Below are 15623 nucleotides of genomic sequence, written 5' to 3' on the forward strand. Positions count from 1 at the left end.
GTTTGCGAAACCGACGGCTTTCCTAAGGCTTGATTGTGTCCTAACATGAAACTTATGTGACGGGCGCCTATGCACCAAATGTTAACCAATTTACTGTTTCATCGATGTCAATCAAATGGGGATTTTTGACATGCTTAAGACGATCACAGTTGGAAGTTGTGTTTCTATTCAAGGACAGGTGATCAAAAACCTGCCAGACGGGCGGGTTTCGATCCGCGTCGGAGACACGGTGTACTCTGGGAAGCCGATCTCCTAAGAGTGCAACCATCCAAGAAAAAGGCCGCCTCTCACGTAGGCGGCCTTTTTCTTTTCTGTGTACGGTGTCACGAAAGACGCTGGATTAATCCAGCGTCCTTGTGACTTCTTCACGCTCAAAGATTTCGATCACATCGTCAGCGCGGATATCGTCGTAATTCTCAAATGCCATACCGCATTCCTGACCAGACTGAACCTCCGCCACTTCATCTTTGAAGCGCTTGAGCGTCTTCAGAGTACCTTCGTGGATCACCACGTTGTCACGTAGCAGGCGCACACCGGCGGAGCGACGCGCCACACCTTCGGTGACGATACAACCAGCCACTTTGCCGACACCGGTAACTTTGAACACTTCTTTGATCGCAGCGTAGCCGATGAAGTTCTCACGGATTTCTGCAGACAGAAGACCCGAAGCAGCCGCCTTAACATCATCCACGAGGTCATAGATCACCGAGTAGTACCGGATCTCCACACCCTTTTGGTTGGCAGTGTTGCGCGCAGATGCGTTGGCACGGACATTGAAGCCCATGATCGGGGCACCGGAGGCTTCGGCCAAACCGACATCGGTCTCAGTGATCGCGCCAACACCATGGTGCAGCACGCGGACGCGCACTTCGTTGTTGCCGATTTTTTCCATCGCCTGAACGATGGCCTCAGCAGAACCTTGAACATCCGCCTTCACCAGAATTGGCAGCTCGGCGACGTTCTCGTCTTCCTTGGCCTTCTGCATCAGCTGTTCCAGCGTGGTCGCTGCGCCAGCTGCCGCACGTTTGTCCTTGGCAGCCTGCTCACGATACTCCGCGATTTCACGCGCCTGGGCTTCGGTCTCGGTCACGTTCAGAACGTCACCGGCTTCCGGTGTGCCGTTCAGACCAAGCACCTCAACAGGCACCGATGGACCAGCTTCTTTGACGCGTTCGCCTTTGTCGTTGATCAGCGCACGAACCTTACCGTACTGCTCACCCACAACGAAGATATCGCCTTGCTTCAGCGTACCGGTCTGAACCAGAACAGTCGCCACAGGACCACGGCCCACATCAAGCTGCGCTTCGATCACAGCACCCTGTGCTGCACGATCCGGGTTGGCTTTCAGCTCCAGGATTTCTGCTTGCAGCGCAATGGCTTCGAGCAATTCGTCCAGACCTTGGCCAGTGTGTGCAGAAACTTCGACGTCCTGCACTTCACCAGACATCGCTTCCACGATCACTTCGTGCTGCAGAAGCTCTGCGCGCACTTTGTTTGGATCGGCGGCAGGTTTATCGATCTTGTTGATCGCTACGATCATTGGCACTTCGGCCGCCTTGGCGTGGTTAATCGCTTCGATTGTTTGCGGCATGACCGAGTCGTCAGCAGCCACAACCAGAACCACGATATCCGTTACCTGAGCACCACGCGAACGCATGGAGGTAAAGGCGGCGTGGCCTGGCGTATCTAGGAACGACAGCGTTACGCCATCATCGGTTTTTACCTGGTACGCACCGATGTGCTGGGTGATGCCGCCTGCTTCGCCGGACACAACCTTCGCGTCGCGGATCGCATCCAGAAGCGAGGTTTTGCCGTGGTCAACGTGGCCCATGATGGTGATGACCGGAGGACGCGGCTGAAGGTCTTCTTCCTTGTCCTCAACATCAGCAATCACATCTTCCACGTCCGCGTCGGAAACGCGCACAACCTTGTGGCCGAACTCCTCGATGATCAATTCCGCAGTGTCCGCGTCAATCGACTGGTTCTGCGTAACCATCATACCCATTTTCATGAGCTCTTTCACAACGTCGGCAACACGCTCGGCCATACGGTTTGCAAGCTCCGACACCACAATGGCCTCCGGTAGCTGCACGTCACGCACAACCTTTTCGCGCTCAACCTGACCACCCATAGCTTTCTGACGCGCGCGCTCTTGCTTACGCTTCATCGCCGCCATGGAACGATGACGGTTGTTCTCGCCACCGGTTGCCTGACCCAGTGTCAGCTTGCCGGAACGACGGCCATCATCACGACCTTTGTTGCCGCGACCACGCTGTTCACGCTCACGGTCCGCTTTGCGCGGTGTTGCAGCTGGTGCTGGTTTGCCAGATGGTGCGCCACGGCCTTGCGGTGTGGAAGACGGCGCAGGAGCAGCAGCTTCGGCAGCCGCACGTTTCGCAGCAGCTTCGGCAGCTTCTTTTTTCTTGCGTTCTTCTTCTTCCGCTTTCTTGCGGGCACGCTCTTCGGCTTCGCGCTGTTCGCGTTCTTTGGCTTCCGCCTCCAAACGACGGCGCTCACGGGCTTCCGCGCGTTCTTTTTCTTCCGCTTCGCGCTTTGCAGCGTCTTCGGCTTCGCGGGCTTTAGCAGCCTGTAGCGCCTTCAGACGGCGCTCCATTTCCGCATCAGAAATGCCGGATGGGCGGCGAGAAGGGTCGCCACCTGGCTTCGCCGAACCGCCGCCAGTTTTGGCCGCGCCGGGCTTAGGCACCACAACGCGCTTACGCTTGGTTTCCACCACGACATTTTTCTTACGTCCGTGGCTGAAGCTCTGCGTTACATTGCCGGGGCGGTTGCCGCCGCGCAGACCCAAGGTTTTTTTACCGTCGTTATCGCTCATCTGGCTGTCTTGTCCTTCCCGGAGGCCGCTGCCACCGTTTCTTCGCGTACGCCTTTTAATCTTAGGGCTTCCTCTACAACACGTTTTGTGAGTCCGCCAGACGCAAGCGCTCCATGTATCACAGTTTGTCGCCCAAATGCCAAACCCAATTCGGCAGATGTGAGCCAATCTATGTGGTGACCTCCATAAGGAGGCCGTAGTTTCGATTTGCCACGTTCCGAGCCATCGCTCGCTTGCAGCAGGACCTCGGCCTCATCTTTGACAAGCCAGTCCTTAACTTTCTCATATCCGGTCACAGCAGAGCCGGATTTACGCGCCAGGCTGATAAGCTCAACCGTGCGTCGTCCCAGTTGCCTAGACACCTCGCCCACCAAATCTTCAGGCACTGTGACCTGCTGTTTGGCAGCGCGGGAAAAGACACCCTTTTTAGATGCCTTCGCCAGTGCAGATACCGATGCCGTCACCCACATGCCCCGTCCAGGCAACTTGCCGGTGACATCTGGCACAACCTGCGCGTCCGGGCCGACCACAAAACGGATCAACCCCTCTTTTGGCGCCACAGCGCCGGTGACAATGCACTTGCGCTCTGGCGTGTCGCCCTTTTTGCCGGGACGGCCACCGCGGCTCATCTCACGCCCTCCGAGGCCTGAGATCAGGCCTCAGCCTCCTCGGAAGTTTCTTCTTCGCCTTCTACGGCGTCCGCTTCCAACTCGGCAGGGTCAACCCAACCCAGCACAATGCGTGCGGTCATCACCATATCTTGCGCTTCTTCCAGTGTGACACCAAATGGCTCCAGCACACCGTCATCTTTCACACGCTCAGTGCCGTTGGTTGTCCAGCCACCGGCCAGTTCCCAATCTGCGCATGTCGCAAAATCTTCAAGGTTCAAAACGCCATCTTTGGCCAGCGCTTCGATCATTTGGGGTGTCAGACCCTCAAATGCAACCAGGCTGTCCTGAACACCCAATTCACGGGCCGCATCCAGTGCAGCCTTGTTTTGTGCATCGATGTAGTCACGCGCACGGGCCTGAAGTTCACCAGCGGTGCCTTCGTCCACGCCATCGATAACCAGCAGTTCGTCAATCTCAACATATGCAACCTCTTCGAGGTTTGTGAAACCTTCGGACACGAGAAGCTGAGCAAAGAATTCGTCCAGATCCAGAGTTTCCATGAACAGCTTGGTGCGCTCTTCGAACTCTTTCTGACGACGCTCGGATTCTTCGGCCTCAGTCATGATATCGATGTCCAGCGCAGTCAGCTGACTTGCCAGACGCACGTTCTGACCCCGGCGTCCAATGGCCAGAGACAGCTGCTCGTCAGGCACAACCACTTCGATTTTGCCGGCCTCTTCATCCAAAACAACCTTGGACACTTCCGCAGGCTGCAACGCGTTCACAAGGAAGGTCGGCTGATCTTCGTTCCAAGGAATGATGTCGATTTTTTCGCCCTGAAGCTCATTAACAACCGCCTGAACACGGGAGCCACGCATACCAACACAGGCACCAACTGGATCAATCGAACCATCGTGGGAGATTACAGCAATCTTTGCGCGCGAGCCCGGGTCACGGGCCACAGCCTTGATGTCGATGATGCCATCATAGATTTCAGGCACTTCCATCTTGAACAGCTCGGCCATGAACTCTGGCGCGGTACGGCTCAGGAAGATCTGGTGGCCACGTGGCTCACGGCGCACTTCTTTGATGTAGGCGCGGACGCGGTCGCCGGAGCGATAGCTTTCGCGGCCAATCTTGTCGTTGCGGCGCAGCACGGCTTCTGCACCACCCACGTCAACAATCACGTTGCCAAACTCTTCGCGCTTCACGGCGCCGTTGATGATGGTACCTGCGCGGTCTTTGAAATCTTCATACTGACGGTCACGCTCAGCTTCACGAACCTTCTGCAGGATCACCTGCTTGGCGGATTGCGCGGCAATACGGCCCATTTCAACCGGCGGCACTTCTTCGATGAACTGCTGGCCGATTTCTGGATTTTCCATGTACTGCTTGGCCTGCTCAACGGTGAACTCGGCCTGGTAGTTTTCCAGTTCTTCGTCGGCAACCACTGTCCTCACACGGGTAAATGTCGCTTTGCCGGTTTTGCGGTCGATGGACACGCGAATGTCCATTTCAGCGCCGTAGCGGCTCTTGGCGGCACGGGCAAGCGATTCTTCCATCGCTTCGACCACGAGACCCGGGTCGATCATTTTCTCACGCGCCACCGCTTCGGCGGTTTGAAGCAGCTCGAGCTGGTTTGCAGAGGTGATTGCCATGATTTTACTCCTCAGACTCGCCGGACGCTTCTTCGCCGGTCTCGATGTCGTCAAATTCGTCTTCGTTCAGAATGCCCGCTTCTTTGCGCGCCTTGAGCATCTCTTTGATAAGGTCGTCGGTCAGCATCAGCTTCGCATCGGCCAACCAGTCAAAGTTCAAGCCCACCGTAACGGTTTCGCCTTGATCCTCGATGTTGATCAAAACATCTTCGCCTTCGATGCCAGCCAGAATGCCGCGGAACCGCTTGCGCCCGTCGATGAGCTCAGCGGTTTCGACTTTGGCTTCATAGCCTTCGTAGGCTTCAAAGTCTTTCATCCGTGTCAATGGACGGTCCACACCAGGACTGCCAACTTCTAAGGTGTACGAATCCGCGAGCGGGTCTTCGACGTCCAGAATCGCGCTCACCGCATTGGAGATCTGGGCACATTCATCCACTTCAATGCCGCCACCAGGCCGCTCAGCCATGATCTGCAACGTGTGGGTCTTGCCACCCATCAGACGCAGGCGCACCAATTCAAACCCCATGTCCTCAATGACTGGGGCAACAATATCTGCCAGCTTGCGGTCAATCGCCGCTTTGGCAATGAGGTCACTCATAGGCTTCTTCCAAACACAAAAAAACGGGCCCGCGGCCCGTCGATCTTTCCCGGTGGAGCGTTCAGGCTAACCCGACCGCGCCGCTGTTGAGAGGGATATACGTTGACAAGGCTGAGTCTGCAAGCCCCCAGAGGAAATATGCCTAGGCCCGCCACCAGCGTTCGGCGAAACGCGCGTTGTCGAGTGCATAATGCGCGCCAATGGTTTTGGGGGTACCGATATTTTCGGAAGTGGCTTGGAGATGATTGGCAAAGGCCGGGACAACAAGACTGCCATCGCGCTGCACAAGGCGCTGTAGTTCCCCATAAAGGCCCTGTCGCTTAAGTGCATCCATTTCAGATCGCGCCTTAGAGAGTAGTTCATCCACCTGACGATCTTGCCATGTTGCGTGATTCCACATTCCGCCTTTTGCGAGGTAGGCGGACATCGCCCAGTCCTCGGTCGCGCGACCCGCTGAAAAATGGAGCGACGCAGCTGCAGGATCTTGAGCAATTTCGACGCGCAAGCCAATTTGCGCCATTTGAGTCCCAAAGGTTTCCAGAACTGGCGCGAAATCCCGCATCGACTGCGGCGACACGGCAAGGGACAAGCGCTTAATACCCTCATTTTTTAACAATGACCTAGCCCGCTCCGGATCATACGTCACCAAATCGGACTGGTCAGAGAAATAGGGGTTCGCTGGACCAATCGGCGTGTCCCAGCCAACCTGACCGAAACCCTGCAGGCTGGACTGTACAAACGCGGGCCGATCCAAGCCATATTTCACCGCACGCCGGACAGCATCTGCTTGCTGCGCGTTCAAATGCTCCCCTATGGCAAAGCTGTAGTGCTGATTGCCTGCCAAGTTCTGAAGCGTCAGGCCCTTATGGCTCGCAATTTTCCGCGCATGGGTCGGCGCGATTTGCCCGGCGACGTCCGCTTCCCCTTCGAGCAGCACATTCAATCGAGCAGATGGATCGGTTTCGTTTACAAAATGTAGCGCCTCAAAGAAACCGGCCTTCTCGCCCTTGTAGTGATTTGGCACACGATGCGCGCGCAAGACTTGCCCCGGCAAAAACTCCTCGACCTTGTAGAGACCTGTGCCAATCCCGTTTTGTATCGCCAACTCGACGTAGCCGGCAGGATAAATAACCAAATGGTAGTCAGACAGCAAATAAGGGAAGTCCGCATTTGACGCGTGAAGAGTAAATTGAACCTGATTAGGCCCAACTGCCTTTAGCTCGGACACGCCACGAAGAAGTGGCTCAACAGGCGACGTGTGTTGCCCCATGTGCAGGGCAAAGGTCTCCAGCACATCCTGCGCCACAAATGATTTGCCGTTGTGAAACTGCACATCTTTTCGCAGATCAAATGTCCAGACCCGTCCATCCGCGCTGGCGGTCCAGCTTTCCGCCAACTCTCCGCGCAGAGCCCCGTCGGGACCAATTTCAGTCAAACAATCAAACACCGCGCCATGACTCGCCGCCATCATGAAGAGGCTGTCGTGCGTGCGCGCATCCCAGGTGTCGCTCGTCCGCCCGCCAGGCAAAACAGCGCGCAACGTTCCACCAGCCTTGGGCGTGGCTGCAGCCAAACCCAAACCTGACGCCGCCAGCACACCTGCTGCGGCACCGGTTGTCAAAAGGCTACGTCTGCTAATGCGCGACAAAGTCAAACTCCGGTAAGTCGGGGGTAGATGAGAAAGCCATCTCGCCGCAATGTCCAGCCGTTTTGCTAAATCCGCGCCAAATCGTCCATGATGCGCACAAGCTCCGCGCTGATCCCGGGCTCCGACAAGGCGTGGCCCGCGTTCCGAATGATCCGAAGATCGGCCATTTTCCCCCAAGCCGACGCCAAATCATAGGCGGCCTTTGGCGGGCAGATCATGTCATACCGACCCTGCACGATGTATCCCGGAATATCTTTGAGTACCGCCATATTCGCGAGAATATGTCCGTCGGTCTCCAAAAAACCCCTGTTGCGGAAGTAGTGATTCTCTAGCCGCGAAAACGCGCGCGCGTACTCAGCGGGTGCATCCCTACTGGACCCATTGGAGTACACAGAGGCCAGCGCATTTTCCCACCCCGACCAGGCGCGCGCATACTTAATTTCGGTGGCGCGATCTCCACAGAAAAGGCGGTGGTGATAGGCTTCGATCAAATCGCCACGCTCTTCTTTTGGCACCAGTTCAGCAAACCGCGCCCACGGTTCCGGCCAGAAATGACCGGCGCCACCGCCATAGAACCAATCCAGCTCCGATTGAGTCATAAGAAACACGCCTCGCAGAACCAGATATACCGTCTGCGCCGGATGGGATTGCGCATACAAAAGTGACAGGGTTGCACCCCAGCTGCCGCCAAAGACAATCCATTCGTCAATCTCCAGCGTATCCCGAATACGTTCCATATCCGCCACCAGGTGCCAGCTGGTGTTGTTCTCCACTTCGGCATGCGGGCGAGAATGGCCACACCCACGCTGATCAAAAAGGATCACACGATAGACATTGGGATCAAAATACCGCCGCATCGCAGGACTGGATCCGCCGCCGGGGCCGCCATGCACCACAACAACCGGCAACCCCCTTGGATTGCCCGATTGTTCGACGTAGATGCTGTGCCCGTCTCCCACGTCCAGCATCCTCTGGTCAAAGGGCTCGACCGGAGGATAAAGGTAGTGCACTGCGCGCTTTTGGCCCGAGTTTTTGTCCATGTCCTACCTATAATGGTTGCGACGCCCAAATGAGCATGGAGAGTTGAAAATGCAAGCCACCAATACCACGGTAGACCCTGCCGAAGTGGCCAAATTTGAAGCCATGGCGGCTGAATGGTGGGATCCCAACGGCAAGTTCAAACCGTTGCACATGCTCAATCCGTGCCGCCTTGATTACATTACGACGCAGATTGCCGCGGAGTTCAATCGCGACTTATCTTCCGCGCGCCCTTTTGAGGGGCTGCGTCTGCTCGACATTGGCTGCGGTGGCGGTTTGCTGTCAGAGCCAATGGCGCGTCTTGGGGCCGAGGTGATTGGCGCAGATGCCGCTGGGGGAAACCTGCCGGTGGCACGTATTCATGCCGAGCAATCAGGGCTGACCATCGATTATCGCCACACAACAGCCGAAGCGATGGCTGAAGCCGGAGAGCAATTTGACGTCGTTTTGAATATGGAAGTTGTTGAACATGTCGCTGATCCGTTGAGCTACATGACCGCTTGTCAGCAACTGCTCAAATCCGGCGGCTTGCACATTTGCTCCACCATTAACCGGAATCCCAAGAGCTTTGCGATGGCGATTGTCGGCGCGGAATACGTCATGCGCTGGCTGCCCAAAGGCACGCATGAATGGCACAAGTTCATCACGCCAGACGAGTTGTTCGGCCTGATCGAACAATCCGGCCTGACACCGGTGGATCGCAAGGGGTTTGTGTTCAATCCGATCAGCTGGCAGTGGTCGATTTCGGACAAAGACCTGAGCGTCAACTACGTAACCGCCAGCACAAAATCCTGACCGTCTACTCTTCGAGCTTCAACCGCAACTCGCGCAAGATCGGGAGCGCTGCGCGCACCCGGTCATCCCCCAAACGGCTGACCATGTCATTGATGATCGGCTCCATGCTGGCCAGAGCCGCATCGCGGGCCTGCCGGCCTGCCGGGCTGATTGCCACCATCTTACGACGTGCATCGTCCCAATCCGGACGAATATGCACGTAACCTGCGGTCTCCAACTTGTGGAGCGTATTGGTCATCGCGCCACGGGTAAGATGGAACGTCTTGGCAAGTTGCGCCGGACTACGTTCCGCGTTGGAGCGATCCAGATGGTTGAGCACCGAAAAATGCGACAGCTCCATGCCCTTGGGAAGAACCTTGGACAAACGGGAGCGCGCAAGCTGATCCACCATCAGAATCTCGCCAAACAGCGTAATCGCCAATCCGCTTTTGTCGTTCATTTAGGGCCCGCTGAAGTCTCGGTCATGTTGTAGGGACGGCACCTGCCTGCGGGCCTTCTGAACCAATGTCAGATCAAGATCAACAAGCGTGACCCCGGGTTCTGTACCTGCATCGGCCAAAACCTCTCCCCAAGGCGCGACAATCATAGAATGCCCATGAGTGCGGCGCGATTGTCCTTTGGTGGCAGGGTGTTTCCCTGTTTGCGCAGGTGCAATCACAAAACAGCCGGTTTCAATCGCACGGGCCCGCAACAAAGTCTCCCAATGTGCCGCACCGGTGATATGAGAAAAGGCGGCAGGCACCGTCAGGATCTCCGCACCTGCTTTTGCAAGCTTTCGATGCAGTTGGCCAAATCGCACATCATAGCAAATGGACAATCCAAGATTTCCAAAGGGCGTCTTCGCAACAACCGCCTGCTCACCAGGCCGGTAGCCATCAGATTCGCGATAGGTCTCTTCCGGCGTCACATCCACATCAAACATGTGGATTTTGTCGTAGCGTGCAACGATGTCCCCGGCCGCAGAGATCACAAACGACCGGTTAGCGAAACGCCCGTCCGTATCGTTGGTTTTTAAACCGAGACTGCCAACCAGCAACCAAAGGCCCAGCTCCGCACACAAGGCTTGAAGTCCTGTAAGCGTCGCGTCTTCCGCTTCCAGCTTGAGCACGTCTTCCTGATGGCTGCGGCTTGTCGACAGGCAATTCATCACCTCCGGCAAAAAGGCAAACTCTGCCCCTTGCTCCTTAGCCTCGCACAGCATGGCACTCGCCGTTGCCAGGTTTTCCTCAGGCAAGTCCGAAGACGTCATTTGAAGCAAGGCCGCGCGCATGGTCAATTATGCCGCCAACAAAGGATCAAGCTTACCCGCGCGCTCCAACGCATAGAGATCATCACACCCGCCAACATGTGTGTCGCCAATGAAAATTTGCGGCACAGTGCGGCCACCGTTCGCCCGTGTGATCATCTCCGGCTTGCGGTCAGGGTCTTGCAAAACATCGATCTCGACAAACGAGACGTTCTTTTGGGTCAAAAGCCGTTTGGCGGCGTGGCAAAACCCGCAAAGTGGGCTGGTGTAAATCTCAACCGGCTGCATGGCGTGTCCTTATGATTTCCTGTTTTCCGTTGTCCGGCATTTAGGCATCCTTTGCAACGCGCGCCAGTGTTGCCACACACACTTCTTTGGCATTTGCAGTGAGGCAGGCCTGTGTCGCGGCGCGCAATGTTGCACCACTGGTCAAAACATCATCAACAAGAAGAACCTTAGCATCCTTTATCATATGCGCCCTTCGCCGATTTGGCTCGATTGCCCCTCGCAGTTTTTCCGCCCTCTCAGCAGCGCCTAACCCCTCCAGCCCACCCAATCCTCTCGGACGCATCAAAAGATCGGCACAAAACGGAATACCTGAATGAGACGCCAAGTTCTTTGCCAACAAGGAGGCCTGGTTGTACCGCCGCTTCAGAAAACGCAGGCGGTGCAGCGGCACCGGAGCAATCACATCGACGCCTTTCAGGAGCGGGCGTACCGCTTGGTGGAGCCATTGCGCCGCCGGTAACGCTATGTCCGTGCGATCGCCATGTTTGAAAGCCAGGATCAAGTTGCGGCCGGCACCGCGATACAAGATCGCAGATCGTCCCCGCGCCCATGGCGGGGGATCCGACAGGCAAGCGTCGCAAACAACGCGACACTCCGTGGCCTCCGCAGTTACTGGGCGACCGCAACCATCACACACGGCGCCGCCAATGAACGTGGTTTCCGCCCAACACGCCGAACACAGCCCAAAATCACTTTCCACCATGTGGCCACAAGCCACACATCTTGGGGGAAACAATAGGTGTATCGCGGTTTGAAACTTCGCCTTCACCTGCCTATTGTCCGCAGCATGCAAAATACCCCTCGCCTCACTGACAAAAACGCTCTGCGCCGCAATCGCGCCCGCGCAGACCTGAACATCGGCATGTTTCTGCACGATTCAGCCATTACCGAAGTTCAGGATCGCCTCAGCATGGTTAACAGAGGGTTTACGTCGCCAGCCATCGTGACCGGATTTCCAAACACCTGGCAGAGATGTTTGCCAGATGCGAAGATTGTGGCCGACAATGATGTTCTGGATCTGCAAATCCAGCACCATGATCTGGTGATCCATGGCCTGGGGCTACATTGGGCCGATGATCCGGTTGGGCAAATCATTCAATGTCGGCGCGCGCTCAAAGATGACGGCTTTTTTCTCGCCGTGACATTTGGCGGGAAAACCCTGCATGAATTGCGCGCCGCATTGGCACAGGCTGAGGTGGAAATCACCGGTGGCCTGTCTCCGCGGATTGCTCCAATGGGAGAAATTCGCGACCTTGGCGCGCTGTTGCAGCGGGCGAGGCTGGCCTTGCCGGTTGCAGACACCGTTCCCTTAACAGTGACCTACGAAACCCCTTGGGCGCTTATGAAAGATTTGCGCGCAATGGGAGAAGGCAATGCTCTTGCCGATCGCCTGAGGCGCCCGACACGCCGCGCCGTTTTGATCCGGGCCTGTGAAATCTACGTAGAGACATTTATGGACTCCGGACGCATCCCGGCGACCTTCGAATTGATATTCCTCACTGGTTGGGCACCGGATGCCAGCCAGCCACAACCGCTGCGCCCCGGCTCAGCCACAACTCGTCTCGCGGACGCGCTCAGCACGTCTGAAATCAAATTGCCAAAGTGACTCACTTACACGGACCTCAGCACATGACCCAAGCTACATGCCCGGCCCACGCCCCCAAAGACCACCCGAAAGTGGCCCGTGGCAAAACCGGCATTCTCCTGGCCAACCTCGGCACGCCAGATGACCATACCTATTGGCCCATGCGTCGGTATCTGAACGAATTTCTATCTGACAAACGTGTGATCGATTATCCGTCCTGGAAATGGCAGCCTTTGTTGCAATTGATCATCCTGACAAAACGTCCGTTTTCAAGTGGGGAAGCGTATGAATCCATTTGGGACAAAGAGCGCGGTGAAAGCCCGTTGATGGTGATCACCAAGGATCAAACCGCCAAGATCAAAGAGACATTGGAAACCCAATACGGCGATCAGATCATGGTGGATTTCTGTATGCGGTACGGAAACCCATCGACGATCTCGAAGGTCCGGAACATGGTCGCCGCAGGTTGTGAGCGCATCCTGTTTTTTCCGCTGTACCCACAATATGCAGGCGCCACCACCGCGACTGCCAACGACCAGTTCTTCCGTGCTCTGATGAAAGAAAAGTGGCAACCGGCTGCGCGCACCGTACCTGCGTATTTTGAACATCCGGCCTACATCGACGCCTTGGCAAAATCTGTGGAGGATGCCTATGCCAAAGCAGAAAAGCGCCCCGACCTATTGGTTGTATCCTATCACGGCATGCCCAAGCGCTACCTGATGGAGGGCGACCCGTATCATTGCCAATGCCAGAAAACCACGCGCCTGCTGAAAGAGCGGCTGGGTTGGCAAGACACTGATCTGTGCACAACTTTCCAATCGCAATTTGGCCCGGAAGACTGGCTGCGCCCCTACACAGTAGAAGAAGTAGCCCGCCTCGCGAAAGAAGACGGCAAAACCAACATTGCAGTCATTGCGCCAGCTTTTTCTGCCGATTGCATCGAAACACTGGAAGAGATCAATGAAGAGATCAAGGAGAGCTTTGAGGAAGCCGGAGGCGAGGACTTTCTCTACATTCCTTGCCTGAACGGCGATGAATCTCACATCTCAGCTCTGTGTCAAATCATCGATGAAAACCTGGGAGGTTGGGTGAAATAGCCCAACCAGACACGTCGGGTGCGCCCATCGGTACACCCAGGTCCCGAACGCAAAAAAGGCGGAGCCAAGCTCCGCCTTTTCTATTTTCAGATCGCTTTAGTGCGACTTAGGATGCAGCTGCAGCCGCGGCCACGATGACCAGCAGCAGAAGCGGAACCCAAACGTCATTGCCGGAGCTACCAGCAGCTTCTTCGATCACAACAGGTTCAACAACCGGATCGGCCATGGAGCCCGCGAATGCGGTGGAAGCAGCAGCAGTCAGAGCAGCAGCGAGAACGAGTTTCTTCATAGTATCCTCCAGAATTCGCTTGCCACCAATACAATGAGGGCGATGACAAGCACCCAAGACTTACCTCGTAGGAAATGTCTAAACAGCAAAATGTTGGCTTTGCAAACCCAAGATTGCCGAAACGCCCCTACCAAGGTCTAAATGTCGTCAAATTAGCAACACTTGCGTGCCGACTTTTGTCAACGAAAACAATTCGGAGATGTGTTCGTTGTACAGCCCAATGCACCCGTTGGACGAGCGGCGGCCAATTTTGCGCGTGTCATGGGTTCCGTGGATCCGGTAATAGGTCCAACTCAGATAAAGAGCGTGTGTTCCCAAGGGATTATCAGGTCCGGGACCCACGTAGTCCGGCCATTCAGGATTGCGCTTCTTCATCGATGGTGTCGGACGCCAACTTGGACCGTCCACTTTACGCACCACCTTGGTGCGCCCGCGACGTGTGAGATCTTCGGTCAGAGGCACAGATGTAGGGTACAGTTTGTATACGGACTCGTCTTCAGACCAATAATGCAAGGCGCGCGATGTGACGTCGACCAGCACAGCGCCGTTTTTGAGGTTGTCAAAATAGGGAGCCCAATCCAGCGAGCGGAAGCTCGAGATGTTGCGCACGACAATCTCGTCCAGATCCCGCTCCACCTCTGTGGTTCCGGTCTCGGTTTGTGCAATTGCCGGCGCGCTCAGAAAAGCTGCACCGCTCGCCAAAAAGGCACGACGACCAAGTTTATTAGACCGATCTACAGCCATTTGTTCCTCCAGAACCCACATATAAAAGACCGGGCGATCATATGGCCGGAAAGCCGCAGTCGCAAATCAATCAAACGTTAAAAGAGCAATGTCACGCCGATGTGGGTTTTCATGGCAACTTTGGACGGTTAGGACTCTGCCATTCAATTTTTTGGGACGGGAATACAATGCGTGCAATTGCTCTTTTGCTGGTAGCAGCTCTTGGTTTGGTAGGCTGTGGTGCAGGCGGTTCCAGCACCAAGCAATACAAGATCTCCGGCAGCAGCACATCCAAAGTGCAATATCAGGTATTGGACTCTATCAACGCCCTACGCGCCGCCTCTGGTGCTCCGGCCGTCGAATTGAATGCCCAGCTTAACGCCGCAGCCGCAACCCACTCCCGCGATATGTCTCTGCAGAATCGCCCCTGGCACTTTGGCTCTGACGGATCTTCACCTCTGGATCGCGTTGCCCGCGTTGGCTATTCCGGCACGCTTGCCGGTGAAACCATCAGCGAAACCTACGAATCAGAGGTCGAAACTCTTGCGGCTTGGATGCAGCAGGATGACACCCGCGCCGTGATCCTGGACCCGCAAGCGCAGGACATGGGCTTTGCCTGGTTCCAAGAAGACAGCGGCAAAATCTGGTGGACCCTGGTGATGGGCAAGCGCACAGCGGTGCAGCTTGCCGATTTTCAGGGGTAAATCGAGATCACGGTGCCGTTGTTCACCATCGCGTAAATCTCGCGCATTTCCCGATCCGTGACCGCGATGCAGCCCGCCGTCCAATCATCCTTGCCGTCCCGATACTTCTTGGGACGTCCGTGGATGAAGATGTCTCCGCCGGGTGATTTGCCCAATGCAGCCGCATTCGCGCGATCTGCTGCGTTGGGATAGGATACGCCAATCGACAGGTAGAACTGGCTGTTAGGATTGCGGCGGTCGATGTAGTAATCGCCCTCTGGCGTCTTGCCGTCACCTTCCACTTGCTTATGTCCAACCGGCTGGAAACCCAGGTGCATATCGTAGGATTTCAACACCTTATCGTGGTGCATGAGATACAGTTTACGCTGCTCCTTGAACACCGCAACGCGGGTCACTTCCGGCCCGTTGTATCGCATAAATTTGCTGGAACAGCTTGCCAAGCCAAACGTCAACACCGCAATCAACAGCGCGGAAACCAAACGCATCATGTAGGTCCTTTATGTACCC

At 56.0% G+C, this 15623-nt stretch carries 17 protein-coding genes and 1 pseudogene; 4 read left to right on the forward strand and 14 right to left on the reverse strand.

Going from position 1 to position 15623, the window contains the following annotated elements:
• Positions 1 to 340 precede the first annotated feature (340 nt).
• The 6 genes from infB to pip all read right to left on the reverse strand — a co-directional run bounded on the left by infB (position 341) and on the right by pip (position 8391).
• Entirely contained in the window at positions 341 to 2836 is a 2496-nt protein-coding gene (infB, locus tag MK208_RS15005; protein WP_294117999.1) for a translation initiation factor IF-2, read from the reverse strand.
• A complete protein-coding gene (locus tag MK208_RS15010; RefSeq protein ID WP_294118001.1) occupies positions 2833 to 3465 on the reverse strand; it encodes an RNA-binding protein in 633 nt (210 codons plus the stop codon). Before MK208_RS15010 ends, infB begins: the two co-directional genes overlap by 4 nt.
• A 23-nt stretch (positions 3466 to 3488) precedes the next feature.
• Complete coding sequence (gene nusA, locus MK208_RS15015) at positions 3489 to 5105, reverse strand: transcription termination factor NusA (RefSeq protein WP_294118002.1); 1617 nt, start codon at positions 5103 to 5105, stop codon at positions 3489 to 3491.
• 4 nt (positions 5106 to 5109) lie between these two features.
• Positions 5110 to 5703: a ribosome maturation factor RimP gene (gene rimP, locus MK208_RS15020; RefSeq protein ID WP_168590900.1), complete on the reverse strand. Its 594-nt coding sequence runs from the start codon at positions 5701 to 5703 to the stop codon at positions 5110 to 5112.
• A gap of 142 nt (positions 5704 to 5845) precedes the next feature.
• Entirely contained in the window at positions 5846 to 7174 is a 1329-nt protein-coding gene (locus MK208_RS15025) for an ABC transporter substrate-binding protein (protein ID WP_366011167.1), read from the reverse strand.
• 242 nt (positions 7175 to 7416) lie between these two features.
• Positions 7417 to 8391 carry a prolyl aminopeptidase gene (pip, locus tag MK208_RS15030; protein ID WP_294118004.1) on the reverse strand — a complete coding sequence of 325 codons (975 nt, stop codon included), beginning with the start codon at positions 8389 to 8391 and terminating at the stop codon, positions 7417 to 7419.
• 49 nt (positions 8392 to 8440) lie between these two features.
• Here pip and ubiG point away from each other — a divergent pair, with 49 nt between their 5' ends.
• Positions 8441 to 9184: a bifunctional 2-polyprenyl-6-hydroxyphenol methylase/3-demethylubiquinol 3-O-methyltransferase UbiG gene (ubiG, locus tag MK208_RS15035; protein WP_294118008.1), complete on the forward strand. Its 744-nt coding sequence runs from the start codon at positions 8441 to 8443 to the stop codon at positions 9182 to 9184.
• A 4-nt stretch (positions 9185 to 9188) separates the two neighbouring features.
• On the opposite strand, the gene MK208_RS15040 is transcribed toward ubiG, so the two are convergent.
• From MK208_RS15040 to MK208_RS21095, 5 genes and pseudogenes are all read right to left on the reverse strand, one after another.
• Positions 9189 to 9623: a MarR family transcriptional regulator gene (locus MK208_RS15040; RefSeq protein WP_168590904.1), complete on the reverse strand. Its 435-nt coding sequence runs from the start codon at positions 9621 to 9623 to the stop codon at positions 9189 to 9191.
• Entirely contained in the window at positions 9624 to 10454 is an 831-nt protein-coding gene (locus tag MK208_RS15045; RefSeq protein WP_294118012.1) for a carbon-nitrogen hydrolase family protein, read from the reverse strand. It abuts the gene before it with no gap.
• A 6-nt stretch (positions 10455 to 10460) separates the two neighbouring features.
• Complete coding sequence (gene grxC, locus MK208_RS15050) at positions 10461 to 10718, reverse strand: glutaredoxin 3 (RefSeq protein ID WP_294118016.1); 258 nt, start codon at positions 10716 to 10718, stop codon at positions 10461 to 10463.
• Between the two features lie 40 nt (positions 10719 to 10758).
• Positions 10759 to 11220 (reverse strand): phosphoribosyltransferase family protein, encoded by a 462-nt coding sequence (locus MK208_RS21090; RefSeq protein ID WP_366011169.1) that lies wholly within the window; start codon positions 11218 to 11220, stop codon positions 10759 to 10761.
• A 75-nt stretch (positions 11221 to 11295) separates the two neighbouring features.
• Positions 11296 to 11592: pseudogene (locus tag MK208_RS21095) on the reverse strand (double zinc ribbon domain-containing protein); the annotation flags it as partial.
• On the opposite strand from MK208_RS21095, the gene MK208_RS15060 reads away from it, so the two are divergent.
• Positions 11506 to 12324: an SAM-dependent methyltransferase gene (locus MK208_RS15060; protein ID WP_294118022.1), complete on the forward strand. Its 819-nt coding sequence runs from the start codon at positions 11506 to 11508 to the stop codon at positions 12322 to 12324. The pseudogene MK208_RS21095 and the gene MK208_RS15060 sit on opposite strands and share 87 nt — an antisense overlap.
• A 23-nt stretch (positions 12325 to 12347) precedes the next feature.
• Positions 12348 to 13400, forward strand: a complete 1053-nt coding sequence (hemH, locus tag MK208_RS15065; protein ID WP_294118024.1) for a ferrochelatase — start codon at positions 12348 to 12350, stop codon at positions 13398 to 13400.
• A 106-nt stretch (positions 13401 to 13506) separates the two neighbouring features.
• Here hemH and MK208_RS15070 read toward each other — a convergent pair whose 3' ends face one another.
• Entirely contained in the window at positions 13507 to 13689 is a 183-nt protein-coding gene (locus MK208_RS15070; protein WP_283424386.1) for a hypothetical protein, read from the reverse strand.
• 147 nt (positions 13690 to 13836) lie between these two features.
• Positions 13837 to 14433, reverse strand: coding sequence for a L,D-transpeptidase (locus tag MK208_RS15075; protein ID WP_168591138.1), 597 nt, complete (start codon positions 14431 to 14433; stop codon positions 13837 to 13839).
• A gap of 167 nt (positions 14434 to 14600) precedes the next feature.
• On the opposite strand from MK208_RS15075, the gene MK208_RS15080 reads away from it, so the two are divergent.
• Complete coding sequence (locus MK208_RS15080) at positions 14601 to 15116, forward strand: CAP domain-containing protein (RefSeq protein ID WP_294118035.1); 516 nt, start codon at positions 14601 to 14603, stop codon at positions 15114 to 15116.
• On the opposite strand, the gene MK208_RS15085 is transcribed toward MK208_RS15080, so the two are convergent.
• Positions 15107 to 15601, reverse strand: coding sequence for a L,D-transpeptidase family protein (locus MK208_RS15085; RefSeq protein ID WP_294118037.1), 495 nt, complete (start codon positions 15599 to 15601; stop codon positions 15107 to 15109). The genes MK208_RS15080 and MK208_RS15085 overlap by 10 nt on opposite strands.
• Positions 15602 to 15623 lie beyond the last annotated feature (22 nt).

It is taken from the genome of Shimia sp. (genome assembly GCF_022448905.1).
Classification (GTDB): Bacteria; Pseudomonadota; Alphaproteobacteria; order Rhodobacterales; family Rhodobacteraceae; genus Shimia.